Here is an 18,199-nt window from a genome sequence, read left to right as displayed (position 1 = left end):
TAAAGCTAGAGTTTAGTAAATTAACCTTGTAATTTTAAAAAAATTAGATTCCAAAAAAGTAGATTGGATGTATAATGTAAAAATTTTTTAGCTCGATAATTGATGAGAAATTGTTGAAAATTAATGTTGTGGGACGTAGTAATTCTTAGGAAAAAAGAAAATGAATAAGCACATTGTGATAACGATACGGTATTCCTTATATGCTCCTGAAATGAGGAAGTCGTGGGTTATCGGAAGGGACTCGGAAGAAGATTATAAGAGAGAATTGTTTTCTTCTGAAAGAATGAGCAAAAGACAGTCATTTTTTGAAAAAATAACTCTAAAATCTTTGATAGAGCTTAACAAGAATAAACCTGAAAATGTAACGTTGAAAGTTTTTCTACTGACTTCAAATTTATTACCTAAGAAAAACAGCGATTTTTTAATAGAAATTACAAAAGAAAATAAATTTCTTGAAGTGCTGGCACTAGACCAATCAAATGCTGATGTGAGGTCGGGGTTAAATGAGTATGTTAATAGTCTTGATGATCAAGACATTTATGCTAGCGTCAGACTTGATGATGATGATGCCCTTTCTCCAAATTTTGCAAAGCAAATGGATCACTATCTTCAACCAGGATTTTCTGGATGCGTAATTTCCTTTGCTCGAGGGTATGGTGCTTTACTGGATGAAAGTGGGAATATAAAGAAACTGGCTGACTACAAATGGCGATTTGGTTCAGCAGGATTGGCATACATATCAAGAAAAGGTAAATCAGTCAGAACTGGAAGGTATTCAATCTACCAGTGTGGAAATCACATCAAGACCGATGACAAAATTCCAACAGTTAGCGATGGACGATCACCTGCATTTATAAGAGCGTTCCATTCAGAAAATGATTCGAAAGATAGCTTTGAAAAATGTGTGGGGAAAATCTTCCAGCCAGAAGAAGCGAATAACTTTCTGAAAGAGTTCGGAATTAACTCTGTTTTGTCTGTGTGACAAAAATAGCTGCTGACATAATGAAATATTATGCAGCAGCCGATTTTTATAATGAATAAATAGGGTTTTAAGAAAAGACAGAATTGTAAGCTGAGTGAAGTTGATTTTTTATGCAACTCTTGTTGAAGTTTTTAATTGCATACATTCGACCCTTTTCTCCAAGGCTCGTAATTTTCCCAGGATTTAAACAAAGCTCTTTGATTTTTCCGGCTACTTGGGAAATATCTTTAAAGGAAATAAGAAATCCAGTCTCTCCATCTTTAATAAGTTCGGAAAAAGCACCTCGATCATAAGCGATTACTGCACGTCGAGCAGCCATACCCTCCAAAATGGTGCGCCCAAAGGTCTCTTGGCAAGTCGACATACTGACAATAATGTTGGCTTGACTTATGGCAAGAAGGGGGTTGCTAACATAGTCAATAAATTCAATTGTATTATTTTTATCAATTATGTTCGTTTTTAATGACTGAACATGCGCAGTACAGGGGCCTATAATTAAAAAGCGAGCATTATCAAGGGATTGTGCTAAGAGATTAGCTACTTCGATAAAGTCAGATACTCCTTTCTTTTCGATGTTGCTGCTAATAATCGCAATGCTTATTGAACTGCTGTTTATTTTATTTTCAATATCAAACTCTTGAAAGTTAACGTTATTGCTTACAACGTGAACAGATTTAAAATGGTGTAGATGGGATGCTGTAAATTGAGAGTTGGCAATCGCCACATCAGCGATCTCAGATACTGTTTGGTAAATGCGAGAAGCGGGCATTTTAATGTGCATGCAAGCTTCGTCGTTATCGTCCAATATTTCATGGACATGGACAATTGACCGAATACCCGCTTGTTTCGCCGCGATTAATGGTTCTCGCTGCATGATTGTATTAGTATGGACTGCTTGTATTGAATATTCGTCAATAATTTCACGAAACTTACTTATTGCATCACTATAAGGAATTGGTGATTGTGTCCATAATGGTGATGAAACTACTAAAACTTTATGTGAGCGCTTACGTAATGCCAATAGGTATTCTGTATTAGTATAGTCAGGAATTGTGACTATGACGTTATATTTTAGCTCGACAAATGCATCAAGTATTTCAATTAAACTTCGTTCCGCACCAAAAATTTGTTTTCCAGCTGCATGACCGCACACTAATACTGTGCGTCTCTTTTTACGTAACACAATGTCCCCACTCAGAGGAGGAGGGAATGTCTGATAGCCTTGGGGTTTTCCAAACTTTAGATAATGCAACAGCGGTGGCAGATCAATATTTTTATCAGATAAATATGTTTGGTAATAAAATTCATTATTGAAATTAGGAGAAGCACTGCGGCCTTCGTAAATCCCATATTTTAAATAATGAGACAGGGGATTAACCATAGCTTCACGAATGTCGGGATATAAGGATTCGTACCAGGTGGAAGAGAAAATTCCGGAGGCAGCAATCAAATTATGATTAAACTCTTCCCGGAGTTCCAGCACATCGGGTAATAAATCAGCTATCTGACGTATATTTGGATAAGCTTTGCACCGTTTGAATTGTACGGTTGGTACAGCGTCTGGATGAAAAGAAAAAATAGAGTCTCCTAAAAAAGCCAGCAATTTAGTATCCAGCCGTTGAGTCGGCGTTAGAATATCAATTCTATAAGTGGCTGCGAGGGAGAGTAGGTAAGGCGAAATAAAATATATTTCAGTATTTCTATAGTCAGGCCAATGATAAACAGCCACAGATACAGATTGATTGACAATTTTGTCAATGATTAATTTTAAATAATTGTAATCCGTGGCTTCAAAACTAAAATCTGAAAACAAGACAACTTCATAGATTTTATCAAGAGGTGGTATAACAAGATTAGTGGCAGGTGCTGGGAATGAACGATGTCTAGGAAAAATTGAAAGATTAGCCGTATGAGCAGAAGACAAAGAATCATGCCAGATTGAATATTGAGCGCGATAAATTTGCCGTAAACCAAAAAACTCTGAAAATGCATGTGTCGTATCGGTAGTGGTCAAAGAACCAGGAACATCTCTTGCAAAAACAAGAGGAACGCCTGGCAAAACTTCTACGATAGATTGATCACCGTAAAGACTCTTTACACGTTCGTACATTTCACTATCAGCAGCTACTTTTACCTCGTCCCAGCCTCCCTGTGTCTTGATAACATCGGATTTAAACATAAGTGTCGAAACACTAGCGTGAACCAGATGCCCATCCGGTCGTGGTTTTTTAAAATGAAGACTGGGCTCAACGCGGACCCAGTGACCAAGAGCTGCCTTAAGTTTATTGTTATGGATTAAAGGCTCACTGAGCAACTGTATTTTTTCGGGGTGAGACCAGTCATCACTATCATGAGTAGTGACAAATTCCCCTGTCGCGTGTTTTAAAGCTGTATTTCGTGCTGCATAAGCACCTTTATTGGTCTTGTGGCTAATAAGAATTACGCGCGAATCTTTAGCGATATAAGCGGCTACTAGTTCTTTTGTTCTATCAGAGCTAGCATCATCAACCACAATGATCTCAAGATTAGTCCAAGTTTGGAAGGTCAAGCTTCTCAGTGCTGTTTCAATATAAGACTCAGCGTTGAACACAGGGATTAAGATACTGACCTTATGAGGGCTCGATACTTGATCACGATAGGCCCCTTGTATATTATCTATGGATAAAATATCCCCCTCGTCTTTTTTAGCCAAGGTGGTAAGATTTGAATCGACAAATATTTTATTTATGAGATCTAATTTTTTCTGTTCACTTTCATATATGTGTTGGCCTTCCGAACTCATGAGTAGATTGGATGCAGAGAGCAGCATGTCGTTGGGACAGCGATCGTAATTAATATGCTGAAAGAGATTCTTGGCTTCCTGATGCCTATTGAGCCTTACGAAAACATCCGTAATTAATAAATGCATACCTTCTTGATAAAGATAGCCAGGCACTGCACTGGAATCTGTGATGAGAATGGCGCACAAGAATTCAACATACGGTTCTGCATGATTCCACTGGCGGCGGCTGCTATACCAACGAGCTAGCGCCAATGCAGAGAACATCTTCTCTTCAGCTTCAGAAGTTAAGTCATTAAAAATATGGACAAGCTCGGTGATTGCATTATCAGAAAAGCCGCTCCAGAGCTTTGTCTCAATAGATTTAGATTTGAGTAGTCTTGGATAACGACCTTCTTTTTTACCATGCGCGGTGTAATGTTCCAGGGCAGTGAACCCTGCGTTCGCTACATCAGGATAATTAGACAAATACCATTCTGGATCGAGCGCTCTCTTATCGTGACCTCTGATTGATTTAGGCATCGTGCAGCCCTGCCTGGAGGGCTAAATTAGCCCGATGCAATGTCTCACTAGACATTTCAAATATGGCGTCATATTTACCCACCGTATCATAGTGTTCTAGCAGTTCACCCTGCGTCATTTTAAGCTGAGCACTCAGCAGCTTATTCTGGTGCTCTAGCTCCTGGATGCGTGATGTAGAAACGCCCATCAACTCAGAAAGATTTAATTCTGCTTTAAGCGTTCTAGCCTTTTCATAAGCTAAGGCATTTTCTAAATTTGAATTTTGGATTTGCGTACTATCTAGCTTTTCAGAAAAGCCTTCATAAATCGTAATTTTCTTTTCTAACTCGGAATTTTTGAATTCAGACTGGCTTAATTTCTGCTCTAGGTTTCTGACTTTTTTAACAGATTCAAGAGTATTAAGCAGCTTGAAAAAATCGTCTTCTTTTAGCGAATCCACATTGCTTCTAAAGAGAGATGTACCACGTGGAGTCCAGCTAACAGACTCAAGAGATTCAAGAATGTCCCAGTAGTGCGGAGCGAACGCGTCAAACAACTCGGGTAAAAAATTTAATGGGTTTGGTAAGCGGGCTTCACTAAGGATAGCATTACTGACGGGAGCGCCATAAATACCCTTTAAATTAGAGCTAGACGTGCTATCAATATTAACAGCTATAACAGAGGTATTGTTTGTCCTGCTCAGTTCAAGGAAAATCTTCTGCAGAGACTGCCAGTTTTTCAGGGCCACGCTAATTTGAATGTCGTCAGTCTGGTTAATGGTTTCCCAAGGAGAACGGTAAAGCCAAACCAAGCGAGTCGCATTATTAGGAAGACTGTTATTTTGTAATAAATCGAAAAAAACGCTAGAGGGGACAATAGACACATGATCTATCGTGTTTTCAGTAGCAGACCACCACCCTTCAAAAATCGATGCTTCAAGACCGGAAAACAAAATTTTCATGAGGTACCATCCAAACTAATGACAATGTGGCATAAGATAATGAGATCAGTCTTTTCCGAAAAGATCACGAGTATACACTTTCTCTGCAGCGTCTCTGATTTCATCTTCCCAGCGATTGGCTACGATCACATCAGATATTTTTTTAAATTCAGCTAAATCTTTTATCACAACTGAATTATAAAAGACTTCATCTTGTAACACTGGTTCGTAGACAACCACGGTTATACCCTTAGCTTTAATTCGCTTCATGATGCCTTGAATTGAAGAGGTTCTGAAATTGTCAGATCCGGCTTTCATGATTAAGCGATAAATGCCAACTGTTTTAGGATTTTTAGAAATAATGGAATCTGCAATAAAATCTTTGCGTGTGGTATTGGCATCCACAATTGCCTTAATCATATTGTTTGGCACATTTCCATAATTGGCAAGCAATTGCTTTGTATCTTTTGGTAGGCAGTATCCACCATACCCAAAGGATGGGTTGTGATAATGGCTACCAATACGAGGATCAAGCCCAACTCCCTCAATTATTTGCCTGGAGTTCAGACCGTGTACTTCAGCATATGTATCCAATTCATTAAAATAGGCGATGCGCATAGCCAGGAAGGTATTTGAGAATAGCTTGATGGCCTCCGCCTCAGTTGACTCTGTAATCAGAGTGTCTACATTATTTTTCAGCGAGTTTTCGGTTAAAATATCAGCAAACAGAGATGCCTCTTTTGTACTACCGCCAACAATAATTCTTGATGGATAAAGATTGTCGTAAAGTGCCCTACCTTCCCGGAGAAACTCAGGGGAAAATAAAATAATGCAGGCATGTTCTTGATTCATTCGCTCAGTAAAACCAACAGGCACGGTCGATTTTATGACAACGATTGCGCGAGGGTTGAATAAACATACGTCTGCAATGACAGACTCAACAGAGCGAGTATTAAAGTAATTCGTCTTTGGATCATAGTCTGTGGGTGTCGCTACGATGACATATTCAGTATCTGAGTAGGCAAGCGCTTTATCCGTAGTTGCGAGCAGGTCGAGCTTTTTATTTTTAAGATATTCGGCTATTTCCGGATCTACGATGGGCGACTGGCGATCATTGATCAGGTCTACCTTGGCTTGGATTACGTCCAATGCAACGACGGTATGACGCTGTGCCAACAATACGGCGTTAGAAAGACCTACGTAACCAGTACCAACAACTGTAATTTTCATATAATCACCAAAAGCTTGATTGTGGATCAATGAGGATAGTTATTAAACAAATAACTGGCTAAAGGCGGGTCTCTTGACGATCGAGTCCCACTCCAGTTCGCTCATATCTCCGTGGCTTACAGCATGAAATATATGATCAAGCTGTTGGGAGTAAAATGCTTTGGATGTAAAATAAATAGCACTTTCTATTTCCTCGTTGCTGCTACCGCACAGAGCCATTCCATTAGATACAAACTGCTCAAATGCAGGAAGTTTGGAAGTGATCATAGGCGTGTTGTAACTAATCGATAGAAATGCCAATCCACTCGTTGCACTTTTCTCGTAAGGAAGCAAACACACATCTGAGGCAATGAATAAGGTTTCTAAATCTGCATCGGATATAGAACCTCTTACATATTTTATATGTTCAAAATCAGAAACAGCTATTTTTATCTGATTGTCGATATTCTCATCATCCGGATAGCCTGCAATTATAAGAGTACAGGTTTCCGAAAGTTTCAATGAGCCGTTAGTGAATATATCAATCGCTCTCTCAATCCCTTTGTAGCCACGAATTCTACCGGCTAGAAGAACGGTGAATCGCTCATTCTCAATGCCTAACTCGCTTTTTATACTTTTTTTCAGACTGGGGGTTTTATACTGTGTTTTTTCATATAAACCATGAGGTGCAATAGAAATTTTGTCTGCTGCATTGCTAAACTTTTTGCTTAAGGCTTCTTGTGCACGTTGATCGTGGACAATGATTACATCACACGCGTCAATCACGGCCTCGCGCACTAGCAAATGGTTTGATTCTGTAGTCGTATCCATCTCATGAGGCATTATATTGTGCGCTGTCCATACGATGGTATAGCCCAGGCGTTTTGCATGTCTTATTATACCGATAAGATTTTCTGCAGACTCTATTGAGGAAGCATCATAAAAAGGATGTAGCCAATGTAAGTGCAAAATACTACTGGTGGCTCTCTTAACGTTGAGATACTCTTTAGTAAGTTGTCTCGGAGAAAAACCTGTCGCATATATCTTATAGGTGTTGCGTAGGCTTTTATATAAAAGTTTCTGATAGGGATTGCTACTTGACCAGTCGGGCCCAAAAAGAATGTTCCCTGATTTTTCATCGGTCGATAAATCACCTGAGATAACATTAAGTCCATTAATGCTATTTTGCAAACTTTCGATTTGCGAGGTATATTCTAGCTTATGTGCAATGTCTAGGACGCTCTGACTTAACGTATTTGTCAGATAAACGCCTACTTCCTCCGAAAACTGCACTCGGTGGGTATCATTAACGATTGACAGTGCATAATTAAAACTAAGTAGTTTTCTCAGGCAAATAATGTTTTTGTATTGATCAGATACAGTATTTTCCTTCAGCCAGTTATCGACTAATCCCCATGCCTCAAATTCAAAGGACGGATAGAGGTTGCTTCTTATGTTCTTTGTTATTGAAGAAGGATTCAAACGTCGATAGTTATAGCCATAGTTTCCGGTGGATACAGATACATTCTGAGCCAGATAATACGATTTTATAATGAAAAGAAGCTCTTCTGAGGCCGAAGTGTGTGCAATCTCGAGTTCATTTTCCAAGAGGAATTCTCGGCGCCAAAGTTTATCCCACAACATGAAACTTTCATGAAATCCTTTCAAGTCTGAGGATGAATCTATATGAGGCTTTTTATAATATCTCTTGCTGGACTTATCATCAAGGTGGTTAATGAATCCACTCAGGAAGCAAATATCAGAATTCTGTATTGAGGCGGCACTGTACAAAGCCTCAAGCATGTTTGAATCAATCCAATCATCACTATCAATGAAGGATATATAAGAAGCTGATGCGAGCGCCATTCCAATATTACGAGCTTTACCTGGCGATCCACTTTGCTGTGCTAAAGTTATTAGAGTAATCCGCTTGTCGGTGTACGTGAATGGCAAAATCTTTTGAACAGTATCATCTGTTGAGGCATCATCAATGATGATTATTTCTATGTTTTCCAGGGACTGGTCGCAAACTGATTTTATACATTGCTCAATATAAAGTGATGTATTAAATGAAGGAATAATTACCGTAACAGACGGATCTGTAGTCTGCGCAGAACGAATCAAACTACCTGTCGTTACTTGCTGCTTGCCTTTCGGCGTGCATTTTGCAATGAATTTTCTCAAGCCTTCGCTTGTGGTAAATTTTCTGGGCTTGAGAAAATGACTGCTCGCATCAATCAGACCAAGCTGTTTATATTTTCTTTCCTTCAGTTGCTGCTTCATGCTTTGCCTCTTTAATAGAAGAATCGGCCAATTAAAATATTTAAAATAAAAAGATGGCTTTATCTGCCAAGCATGGTTAACAGTTTGCTGATACTTTGATGTTGCTCATTAAGATTTTTCTTTTTCAAATGCGCCATGGCTGATTTGAAAGGTGCTTCTTTTAATTGTTCACTCAAGTAGCTTAAAGAGTCCGATGACAATTCAACTTTACTTGAGCTGAGGCAGTAACTTAGGCTCATTAAGCGACGGATCCACTGGATAAGTAGGTAGGCCTTAGGAATATTATCATTTTTCATCCATGCAAATGTTTCAGCATAGGGCTTATCTTCTTCTCTTATGTCACCTTTTGATCGAAAAGCTTGAGTAACAGAACCTTCAGAAAATGCATTATAGTTATAGGATGCTTTGTTATAGCACATTGCTACAGAAGTTGCGTAATAATAACTTTTTGCAACCATTAACGTATCTGCGCCGATTTTTGAATCCGCCAGCTTTATGTTATTTCTTTCCATGAAATCACGTTTGTATAACTTGTCCCATATAACAAAGCTATTAATGAAAAAATATTTTCTTTCATTTTCAGAGATGAAGTCTGGGTTAAATATATAATTGATTTTTGTTTTTTTTGCGTTTCCTGCAGCGTCGTTGAAAAGCTTAGTAAACGATTTAGAAAGTGTGATATCAGCTTTGCTTTTTTTAGCCTCTATCAACAGTTCTTCAAAATATTCTTCATCAATAGTATCGTCTGAATCTACAAAGGCAACGTAAGTACCGCGTGCTGCTTTTAATGCAATGTTACGAGGTGTCCCTGAATTCCCACTGGCGGTGTCACAATTAATCCTAACTAGCCTATCATCGTCAATGTCAGCTACGATCTGCCGGCCGTTATCCGTGGACCCATCATCTACAACGATTACTTCAATATCTTTGATCGTCTGATTAAGGACAGAGTCGAGGCACTTTTTAATTATTTTTTCTCTGTTGTGATAAGGAACTATCACAGATATCTCAGGAACAAGATTACGCAAATGTTCCTGGTGTTTTAGTACAAGCTCATTGCTAACCATCTCTGCTAAATCTTGAGGCAATTTACCGCTTTCAATAGCTGAGTCCAGTAATTCACGGGCGATCAAAAAATTCCCAGCATTAATATTAGCCAAACAAGCAGATACACTTATTGAGGCAAGGCCTGTACGCTGAGATTGCCAGTAAAGTTCAAACGCTTCTTGAGGAAGGAGTTTGGCTATAAAATTTTTTCCATTACCGAGTATGCTCTCACCTGAAGTGGGCAAGGAACGAATATTGTTTTTTATACTAAGCTCAACTTGTTTGACACCGTCGTAATGATAGACGTGCTCAATAAATGGATAACTAGGCACGTCTTCCATTTTTATATATTCGAATCCGAGCTGACTCAAATGGTCTGAAAAGCCAGGTAAAACTTGTGATGATGCTGAGTTTAGTTCTACTACAATGAGCCAGTTGAATTTCTGAAGTATTTCAATTTCCGCTGAAGCAATGAGATTTGCTGAGTAACCAGGCGAATTTATTATTAGTAAGTTATTGCTGTCCTCTAGGTTTAATCCCGATATTAGTGCGGACAAGGATTTTGTAGGTACCTCGATTTCTTCTATTTTTTGTATGTTTTTTAGTTTTTTATCAATAGGTGCCGGCGTGTGTAAGCTGTTAAACGCCATGTTATTGTAGACATGGAGAGTTGCTTCGCCCTTCGTGTCTGCTGATATAGCTAGTGGCAATACTTGCTCATTTGCTGATGATCGAATTTTTTTAGATATTTTATTTATTTGTTTGGGGTGAGCCTCAGTTAGAACTATATGCTTGCAGCAGAGATTACGCAGTTCTGTCAACGATCCACCCGTGCCCCCGCCTATTACTACAGCCGTATGGAGAGGGGATGTTCTTTGTCTAATGGCTTCGCTATAAATTCTGTTCAATTGTTTTGATCCTTAAGCTCATCCATACGGCTTATCGTGCTTTTTAATGCTTCTAATTTTTTGATAAACTCATTTAGATGTGGACTACTGCTAATAATTTTTTTCTTGCGGGTGCTGAGTGGGCCGGATTTTTCTTGCGGCGTTTTGGCTTCAGTCGTATCGGAAAATAATAAACTAACTAACTGTGGATGCTTTTTGGAACGCAAGCCTTCTTCAGCAGGCCCTGGGTTAATGAGGCTTTTCAGCTCGCTCAGTCTTGTCGCTATAGTTTTATCTACAGGCTCTAGGGAGCGTGCGACTTCAAATGATGAAAAGGACTCTGAGTATTTTTTCATTAACCGATAAGCGCCACCCATACCTAGGTGAGGCCAAAACCACTTTAAATCTTCGCTGGCTGCTTTCATATAAAACTTTAAAGCATTTTCATACTGCCCCTCGAGCATGAACGTTTCTGCAATTTTAGAGAGGAAAAGCGCATTATGACCCAATGCTTTTTCAAAAGATTCCCAGGCATGACGCGCATCATAAATTTTGCCTGTTTCTTGGAGCATGGAAGCAAGATCAAAAACCTTTATATAGCTTTCTATTTTTGATGCAGTTAATTTATTTGTTTTTGAATTAATGAATTTTAGAAGATACGCCGAGCCTTCAGAGCGATTGATTAAATCAAACTCTCTTGTCAGCATGTGAGGCCCAAACATTTGTGGGCTGCCTTCAAGCTCTGCCACACTATTAGCGTCTCTGGCTAACAGTTTATGTTCCTTCCCATTGCTGAGTTCATAGGAAATGGGGATTCGAAATGAGTAGTTCCCATCACCTATGCCTGCATCCAAGAGGTCTTTTCTAAACTCATTTGCAATCGATTGCCCAACCAAATTGCCGTCACAGTAAATTTCTACCGTTACCCGTTCTCCTGGGGAGTTTTGGTTAAACGCCCACCCATAAGCATACCCATCATGGATGTGATCAAAAAAACCAATCACGTTTTTAGACAATTTCGAAACGGTTGCGATATTTTTCATTACTAAGTCTACTGATTAGTCCGATCCGTATTTCGAAACCGATTATGATCTTAACAACTGGTCCCGACCTAAATAGGTGATTTCATGTTGGTACGCTGAGCTGAACCCCTAGGTGGTATCGCCAGACCGCCGTAAGGCCCACTTAAATAGTCAAGGCTCAACGCAGGGTGATAATAAGGATCGCTTTGCCCCCCGCTAAACCACCGCTCGATAAAACATTGTTGCTCACGATTCGCTCGAGCGCGTTTTTCCGGGGTCAGGTCTTTTCCTCTGCTAGCTGACTCTGCATGAATCAGCTGTGCGAAGGGAGTCCATAGCAGATTCAGTCCTAATCGTTGAATGCGGAGGCAAAGATCTACATCATTAAAAGAAACAGGGAATGCATGGGCATCCAGTCCTTTGATCGTGTCAAACGTGGTTTTTTGCATTAATAGACACGCAGCGGTTATAGCACTTTGCCGACGGCTAATCTGATTCATGCCAAGATAGCCAGGGTCACGTTGTTCAAGGTTGTTACCAGTATGAGCTGCCAGACCATTAACGCCCACCACAACCCCACCATGCTGGACCATGCGATTATGCCAAAGCAGTTTTGCGCCAACGGCGCCCACATGAGGGCGTAATAACTGACTGACCATTTCTTTCAACCAACCGGCCTCAATGATTTCAATATCATTATTTATAAGGCCAATTAAATCACCTGTAGCATAGCTCACGGCATAATTATTAATTGCTGAATAATTAAAGGGTTGAGGATAGGGCAGTACTTTTACACCACGGCCGGGTAACTGATTGAGGTAGGCGAGTGTCTCCGGATCGCTGGATTGGTTGTCAACGACAATCACTTCCAGATTAGGATAGTCAGTCTCGTGCAGCAGTCCTTCGATACACGCTTTTAGCAAGCTGAACTGGTCACGGGTCGGTATTATCAGACTGACACGTGGGAGGTTGCTTGGTAATGGCCAGTGGGCTCGTAACAACCCTGGGAAATCAGGTACAGGTTTGACCAAAGATCCCGGCGTCAGGCATTGGCATAGCCAAGCTATAGCCTGGTGGCGATCCATCAATGCCACGCTTTGCTCAGGGCTGGCATAGGCTTTATGGTGTCGGTGATAAATAACTTGGGGCAGATGTACAACAGTAGCTCGACTCATTTCGCTGGCGAGCGCTATGCCCGCCAGCAAATAATGCCAGTTCAGGGCATGCAGGCCATCGAGCGGTGTCAGCAATGACAAGGCTTGATTGAGAATCGCCGAGCTGAAGATAGCGCCAGGTGTAAAGATATCAGCGCCAATGAACAGGTCTATATCCCAGACTGGTTTTAACCACGGCAGACTGCGTTCACCTTGAGGTCCGTCGCGGTCGCAATCGGCAAAACCCCAAGCGCAGCCATCATTTAACAGGCCACTTAGGTGTTCAAGCGCATGAGCACCAAGCCGGTCACCGTTAAACAGCGGTACGATGCGATCGCAACCGTCTTTGAGCAGATGAGCCAAGGCAGGCAGTATATCTTCGGCCGAGCCTTTGGCGATCTGGTACTGGATTGTTCGCTGACCACGCAGACTGCCGAGGCTGATGCTTTCAAGCGCTGCATCCCCTTCGCTGATTAGTAACACACCCAGCTTGCCTTGCGGCGGCCGGTTTTTGTTTGGCACACTGTGCTGGAACAATTCAAACCACTGTGGGTAATGACCAAAACCTGCGCTTTTGGGCAAGAACACCGATTGCTCTCTGGCTACTTGGGTCAACAGAGTCATGGTCTGTTCGTCAGGACTTTGGTCATACTGGTGCAGCAAGCCTTCCAGCCCTTCAGGCCAGCAGCATATCTTGATCGGGCTGCCAGATAAGGGCTGGCCCAGATCGTTTTCAATATTGAGGATGTGCGGCTTGCCATCCGCTAATTCCCAAGGTAAATCGAAACTGAAGCCATGGTCGCTGGTTGCACAATGGACCAGTCCCTGGTGATGTATGTCGCAGGTTATGCGTCCCACTACACGGCTATTTTCGCGCACCGTAAGTTGTACATGACGATGCTGGGCTTTCGGGTCCCACGCCCAGCCACTGATGCGCAGCCCTCCGCTGTACCAGACGTGCGATGCAATCGGAGCGCTATCTTCCGCAGGCAAAACGGGCACTTGCAAGGTGCCTTCAAGCCGAAAGGTCTGATTGGCGACTTGAGCACTAATCTTCCGAGCATTCTCAAGCCAATGTGATTTCAACTGAACGCTGAAGCCATGAAACTGATCGCCTCTTTCAGCTTCTGGCTGAAACTGATCAGCGCGAACCAGTGCCACGCTGGCACCGTCTATACAAATATCGATGACTAAGCGTTGGTCCGGTTGCGCGCTATCGAGTGCCCAGCCTTGCAATACGTCACCATACAATCCGGTAATGGCGCCACTAATGCTGGATTTATCGGTCCGAGGTGAGTCGACATCAGACGGGTTGATGACTTGTTCTGGCATCAGGCTTGGCCCAGTTGAATAGGTAGCTGTTTAGGGGAGAGCGCGCTGGCTTCATCAGCAACTGTACCCGGAGGGGCATACAGTGCAAGACCCAATTCGCGCGCCAGAATCGGCGCGTTCCATTCAGCACCCGGATTGCGCTCCAGGCTTAATACGGCTTTGCAATTGGCCAAGCCTGCGCATTGGGCCAGACCGAGACCATTAATTTCAGACAGTGTTTGTACTGCGCCGGTGTTCAACAAGGTCTTAAGCCAAGGACTGTTGGTATGGATCAGCAGCATAACGGGCAGTTGTTCTCGTGTAATACGCCGGGCCAGTTCAAGCCAACGTTCTGCAAGTTCTTCATGCTGCAATGTATCGCCGATCAGCATTATGTGAGGTGTGCTTTTGATTGTAGCTACGGCCTTTAAAGGCTTATCAAAAGCAAGTCGAGCATGAGGAAGCACGGCGACGTAGCGTTTTTGCAGGGCCTTAAAAGGTAACTGCACGCTGGCAGCCAAGCGGGCAAAAGCCTGCCAGTCGTACGTACTGTCTTGCTCCAGTAGCCGATCATCACGGCAGACAATGCGATAAGGCTTGTCCAACTGGTTTGGCAAGTCGAGCAACGCATCCGGGCAGCCGTTCAATTGTTGAAAAATCAGCTCATCCAGCGGTAAAGGCTGCAGGTCTTGCAATAGACGTTCCTGATCGGCAGGCCAGGTGTAATCGAGGCTCAAAGCCAAGGGGTGTAAGTTGGCTTGCAACGTGACCCACGTCTGTTGGTTGGCATGACGCCATGTCAGGCTTAATGGTAAATCGGGCAAGCTGCCTTTGTGCAGATGCAGTTGTTTCAGGCCGGTTTTTGGCCATTGGCTTTTGGTGCTGTTTGCAATCTGCTCGTGCAACTCGGCAAGGCGCGCTCGTTGCAAGGCTTGCCGCGCCGGCTTGATCGGATCGCAAAGGCAAAAAGCTGAATAGCGTGCCGAAGCATCCGGGTAACGGCGCATGAGAATCGCGTTGTTATACGCCACGCGTATGACCTTTTCGTCGCCGAACGATGCACCGCCCTGGTGCGCGACAAACACGTTGGGCGCCCCCATATGCCGCCAGCCGTGCGATCGGGCACGCAGGCACCAGTCGGTTTCTTCGCCGTAGCCGCGCATCAGGTGCACCTCGTCGAGGTAACCGACCTCAACGATGGCGCGGCGCTTGATGTACAGGCAAAAACCACAGCCGGTTTCGATTTCCATCGGCGGGCTGTCGGTCTGGCGGGCCAGATCGTCCAGATGCGCCTGTTCCTGGGCGGTGGGCATGCTGTGGCTGATGCGGCTTTCAGGAAAGCTCATCAGTTCACCGTTATTGGTAAACGGCGTCACCGAAGCAATGCTTTTATCGCTATAGGCGACCGCCCGCAGGCGGTCCAGCCAGTCGCCGTTCACGCGGGTATCGGCATTGAGCCACACCACGTCGCGCTCCGGACTGTAGGCCATGCCACGATTGACGTTGCGGATAAAACCCAGGTTGACCGGGTTGATCACATGCTCGATATCGCCGGCGGCGGCCATGGCCAGCAGTGCTTCGCGCAAAGGCGCATTGGGCGTTGCGTCATCGAGTACGACCAAGCGGTGTGCGGTGCGGTTCAGGCGGCGACTGCGGATGGCACTGTCCAGGCACTCGAGGGTTTCTTCGTAGCCGTCGTAAACCGGAATCAGGACATCGACCGGTTCCTGGCGGCTGCGGGTTTTGCCAACGTGTACCGGCGGCACAAAGGCTGGCTGGTTCAGCAACGGGCTGCCCAGCAAGCGCGTGCCGTCGTTGAATTGCACATGCAGCGTCAGTGCCGGATCGGCCACGCGCTCGTGAATGCCGCCATGGGTGGCAGGAAAGCCTGCCTGTGTCAGCAGCGGATGAGGTTTGTCGGCCGCACATGATGTGCTTTGCCCGGCATTGAGAATGCTCAGGCCAACGACCGCTTGTGGGTTCTTGAGGCTCACGGCCCAGCCCTGAATTTCTCCCGTGTCCACTTGATAACTGACCACGCCAATACTGGCGGGCGGGTTGGGCTGCGCGATCAATAGCGTCAGGACCAGGTTCAGTTCTTTAGGATCGATGATTTCAGGCAGGCGGGCCAGAATCTGCTTGCGCAGTTTCTCGGGCGTTTCAGTTTTGCTACGCACTTGCCAAAGCATGATGCGCAACGCCGGATCGGCGGGCATCTGTTGCCAGGCAGCGGTCAGTTGCCGTGCAGCGAGCTCAGGCTGCTGCTGGGCGAGAATGCTACGACCTACAAGTGCACGAATGTCGGCCCTGTCGGGCAAAGCATTGGCGGCACTGGTGAGGTAGATGAATGCTTGGGTGGGGCGTTGTTCCTGCAGCGCTTGTATGCCTTTCCAGACCAAGGCTTCAGGACGGTATTCGGGGGTTTGCAGCGCACGTTCCAGACAAGCCGCGGCATCGCCATGCTGGCCATTCTGGCGCTGGCGATGGAAATGATCCATGAGCGTGCTTCGCTCATGTACGGCATCGTTAGACATGGGCATGGGTATTTCGCTGATAAATGAAAGAGGGGCGCCCGAAGGTGCCCCTTTTTTTGAAAACCCCCAGCCTTGCGGCTGGAGGCGTTCAGCTTTGTTGCATTGGTACGGGGATTAGACCGCGCCAGGTACCACGATCACATTGGTGATGTGATCTTGAGCTTCAGGCTGACCGATGACCGCGATCACTACGTCTGCCTGAGTTACCGAACCACCGTCCAGAGCCTTGACTGCGAAGTCTTTGGCCAGTTCGTTGGTGTCTGCGCCGAAAGCGTTGGTGAACAGCGAATCAACGAAATCAGTGTTGATTTTGGTGTTCGACTCAGTCGAGGCGTAGATGGTGTCGGCAACTTCAGTACGCGAAGTACCGGAAGCCAGCAGCGATACCCAGTTGTTCAGACCAGCTTCTTCTGCATCACGGCCCAGAGCGGCAGTGTACAGAGCCGAAACGAAGTCTTCGTCGCTCAGGCTAGCAGCTTCGTCAGAAGCAGCGATTGCGCCGATGACTTCACCACGGGTAGCGCCAGCTTCGAACTGAGCCTGCCAGGTAGCAGCACCGGTAGCGTCAACTTCACGACCCAGCAGCGACGAGTAAACGTCGGTCAGGAAGTCAGCACGCAGGTTGCTGAAGTGCTCGTCCGAGGTCAGGAACGACTGGGCGATTTCAGTTACCGAAGTACCGCTTTGTACTTGAGCGGTGAAGTTGGCAGCGCCGCCAGCGTCAACGTCACGACCCAGCAGGGCTTGGTACAGCGACAGAGCTTCAGCTTCTTCTTCAGTACCGACAACAGCCAGAGTCTTGCCGTCAGCGAAGGAAACGAACTCAGCGTCGGTAACAGTAGCGGAAACACCACCAGTACCAGTCAGAACCAGCGAGCCGCCAGCAGCAGTAGCAGTGAAGTTAGCGCTATTGCCTTCGACCTGGATGGTGTCGAAGCCGTCACCAGCGTTGACAGTGTCGATGCCTTTGCCAACAACGATAGTGTCATCGCCTGCGCCAGCAGAAATGGTGTTAACACCTGTGCCAGCGATGATCACGTCATTGCCGCTGCCAGTGGTCAGGATGTCGTTACCGTTGCCGCCGTCCAGCAGAACGTTGGTGCTGCCGTTGACAGTCAGGGTGTCGTTGCCGTTACCGCCAACGATGACTTGAGCGATGCCACCAGCAGCTGCAGTAGCGTCAGCAGCTACAGTTGCGTCGGCTGCGAACAGACGAGCAGAAGCAGCAGCTTCTTCACCGACAGTCAGAGTTACGCCGGCATCGCTTTCGATGACGATAACTTTGGTGTCTTCGGTGCCAGCTGGCAGTTCCAGAGTAGTAGCAGTAGTGCCGTCGATGCTGATAGCCAGAACGTCAGGAACCTGACCAACTGGAGCAACAACTGCACCTTGACCGTCCCAACCAGCAACTACCAGAGATTCAGCAGTGTCCAGGCCCAGTACGCTGTTGATTGCATCCAGAGTAGTAGCGGAGATGCTTGGGTTAGCATCCAGAGCGGCTACGAATGCGGTTTTCGATACTGGAGTGTCGTATTGCAATGCCATGAGTC

The 18,199-nt window shown here is 44.7% G+C and carries 10 protein-coding genes; 1 reads left to right on the top strand and 9 read right to left on the bottom strand.

Features of this window, described 5'->3' with window-relative positions; genetic code table 11:
- Positions 1-160 precede the first annotated feature (160 nt).
- Positions 161-982: a glycosyltransferase gene (locus ACZRN6_RS25700; protein WP_212549540.1), complete on the top strand. Its 822-nt coding sequence runs from the start codon at positions 161-163 to the stop codon at positions 980-982.
- 67 nt (positions 983-1,049) lie between these two features.
- Here the strand turns inward: ACZRN6_RS25700 and ACZRN6_RS25695 are convergent, their stop codons facing one another.
- From ACZRN6_RS25695 to ACZRN6_RS25655, 9 genes are all read right to left on the bottom strand, one after another.
- Positions 1,050-4,283 carry a glycosyltransferase gene (locus ACZRN6_RS25695; protein WP_212549539.1) on the bottom strand — a complete coding sequence of 1,078 codons (3,234 nt, stop codon included), beginning with the start codon at positions 4,281-4,283 and terminating at the stop codon, positions 1,050-1,052.
- Complete coding sequence (locus ACZRN6_RS25690; protein WP_212549538.1) at positions 4,276-5,223, bottom strand: hypothetical protein; 948 nt, start codon at positions 5,221-5,223, stop codon at positions 4,276-4,278. Before ACZRN6_RS25690 ends, ACZRN6_RS25695 begins: the two co-directional genes overlap by 8 nt.
- 45 nt (positions 5,224-5,268) lie before the next feature.
- Positions 5,269-6,432, bottom strand: coding sequence for a nucleotide sugar dehydrogenase (locus ACZRN6_RS25685; RefSeq protein ID WP_212549537.1), 1,164 nt, complete (start codon positions 6,430-6,432; stop codon positions 5,269-5,271).
- Between the two features lie 42 nt (positions 6,433-6,474).
- Entirely contained in the window at positions 6,475-8,694 is a 2,220-nt protein-coding gene (locus ACZRN6_RS25680) for a glycosyltransferase (RefSeq protein ID WP_212549536.1), read from the bottom strand.
- 59 nt (positions 8,695-8,753) lie between these two features.
- A complete protein-coding gene (locus ACZRN6_RS25675; RefSeq protein WP_212549535.1) occupies positions 8,754-10,649 on the bottom strand; it encodes a glycosyltransferase family 2 protein in 1,896 nt (631 codons plus the stop codon).
- Positions 10,646-11,671 (bottom strand): tetratricopeptide repeat protein, encoded by a 1,026-nt coding sequence (locus ACZRN6_RS25670; protein ID WP_212549534.1) that lies wholly within the window; start codon positions 11,669-11,671, stop codon positions 10,646-10,648. The genes ACZRN6_RS25675 and ACZRN6_RS25670 overlap by 4 nt, the downstream gene beginning before the upstream one ends.
- Positions 11,672-11,739: 68 nt before the next feature.
- Positions 11,740-14,136 carry a glycosyltransferase family 2 protein gene (locus ACZRN6_RS25665; protein WP_212549533.1) on the bottom strand — a complete coding sequence of 799 codons (2,397 nt, stop codon included), beginning with the start codon at positions 14,134-14,136 and terminating at the stop codon, positions 11,740-11,742.
- Positions 14,136-16,613, bottom strand: coding sequence for a glycosyltransferase (locus ACZRN6_RS25660; RefSeq protein ID WP_212549532.1), 2,478 nt, complete (start codon positions 16,611-16,613; stop codon positions 14,136-14,138). The genes ACZRN6_RS25665 and ACZRN6_RS25660 overlap by 1 nt, the downstream gene beginning before the upstream one ends.
- 150 nt (positions 16,614-16,763) lie before the next feature.
- Positions 16,764-18,194: a DUF4214 domain-containing protein gene (locus ACZRN6_RS25655; RefSeq protein ID WP_212549531.1), complete on the bottom strand. Its 1,431-nt coding sequence runs from the start codon at positions 18,192-18,194 to the stop codon at positions 16,764-16,766.
- Between the last annotated feature and the right edge of the window lie 5 nt (positions 18,195-18,199).

This window comes from Pseudomonas sp. A125, assembly GCF_055409485.1.
This window is presented reverse-complemented; position numbering and strand designations above follow the sequence as displayed.

What these genes read in the sequence shown, in the direction of transcription:
- ACZRN6_RS25700 (WP_212549540.1), top strand. Translation starts at nt 161, where the DNA reads ATGAATAAGCACATTGTGATAACGATACGGTATTCCTTATATGCTCCT.
- ACZRN6_RS25695 (WP_212549539.1), bottom strand. Translation starts at nt 4,283, where the DNA reads ATGCCTAAATCAATCAGAGGTCACGATAAGAGAGCGCTCGATCCAGAA.
- ACZRN6_RS25690 (WP_212549538.1), bottom strand. Translation starts at nt 5,223, where the DNA reads ATGAAAATTTTGTTTTCCGGTCTTGAAGCATCGATTTTTGAAGGGTGG.
- ACZRN6_RS25685 (WP_212549537.1), bottom strand. Translation starts at nt 6,432, where the DNA reads ATGAAAATTACAGTTGTTGGTACTGGTTACGTAGGTCTTTCTAACGCC.
- ACZRN6_RS25680 (WP_212549536.1), bottom strand. Translation starts at nt 8,694, where the DNA reads ATGAAGCAGCAACTGAAGGAAAGAAAATATAAACAGCTTGGTCTGATT.
- ACZRN6_RS25670 (WP_212549534.1), bottom strand. Translation starts at nt 11,671, where the DNA reads ATGAAAAATATCGCAACCGTTTCGAAATTGTCTAAAAACGTGATTGGT.
- ACZRN6_RS25665 (WP_212549533.1), bottom strand. Translation starts at nt 14,136, where the DNA reads ATGCCAGAACAAGTCATCAACCCGTCTGATGTCGACTCACCTCGGACC.
- ACZRN6_RS25660 (WP_212549532.1), bottom strand. Translation starts at nt 16,613, where the DNA reads ATGGATCATTTCCATCGCCAGCGCCAGAATGGCCAGCATGGCGATGCC.
- ACZRN6_RS25655 (WP_212549531.1), bottom strand. Translation starts at nt 18,194, where the DNA reads ATGGCATTGCAATACGACACTCCAGTATCGAAAACCGCATTCGTAGCC.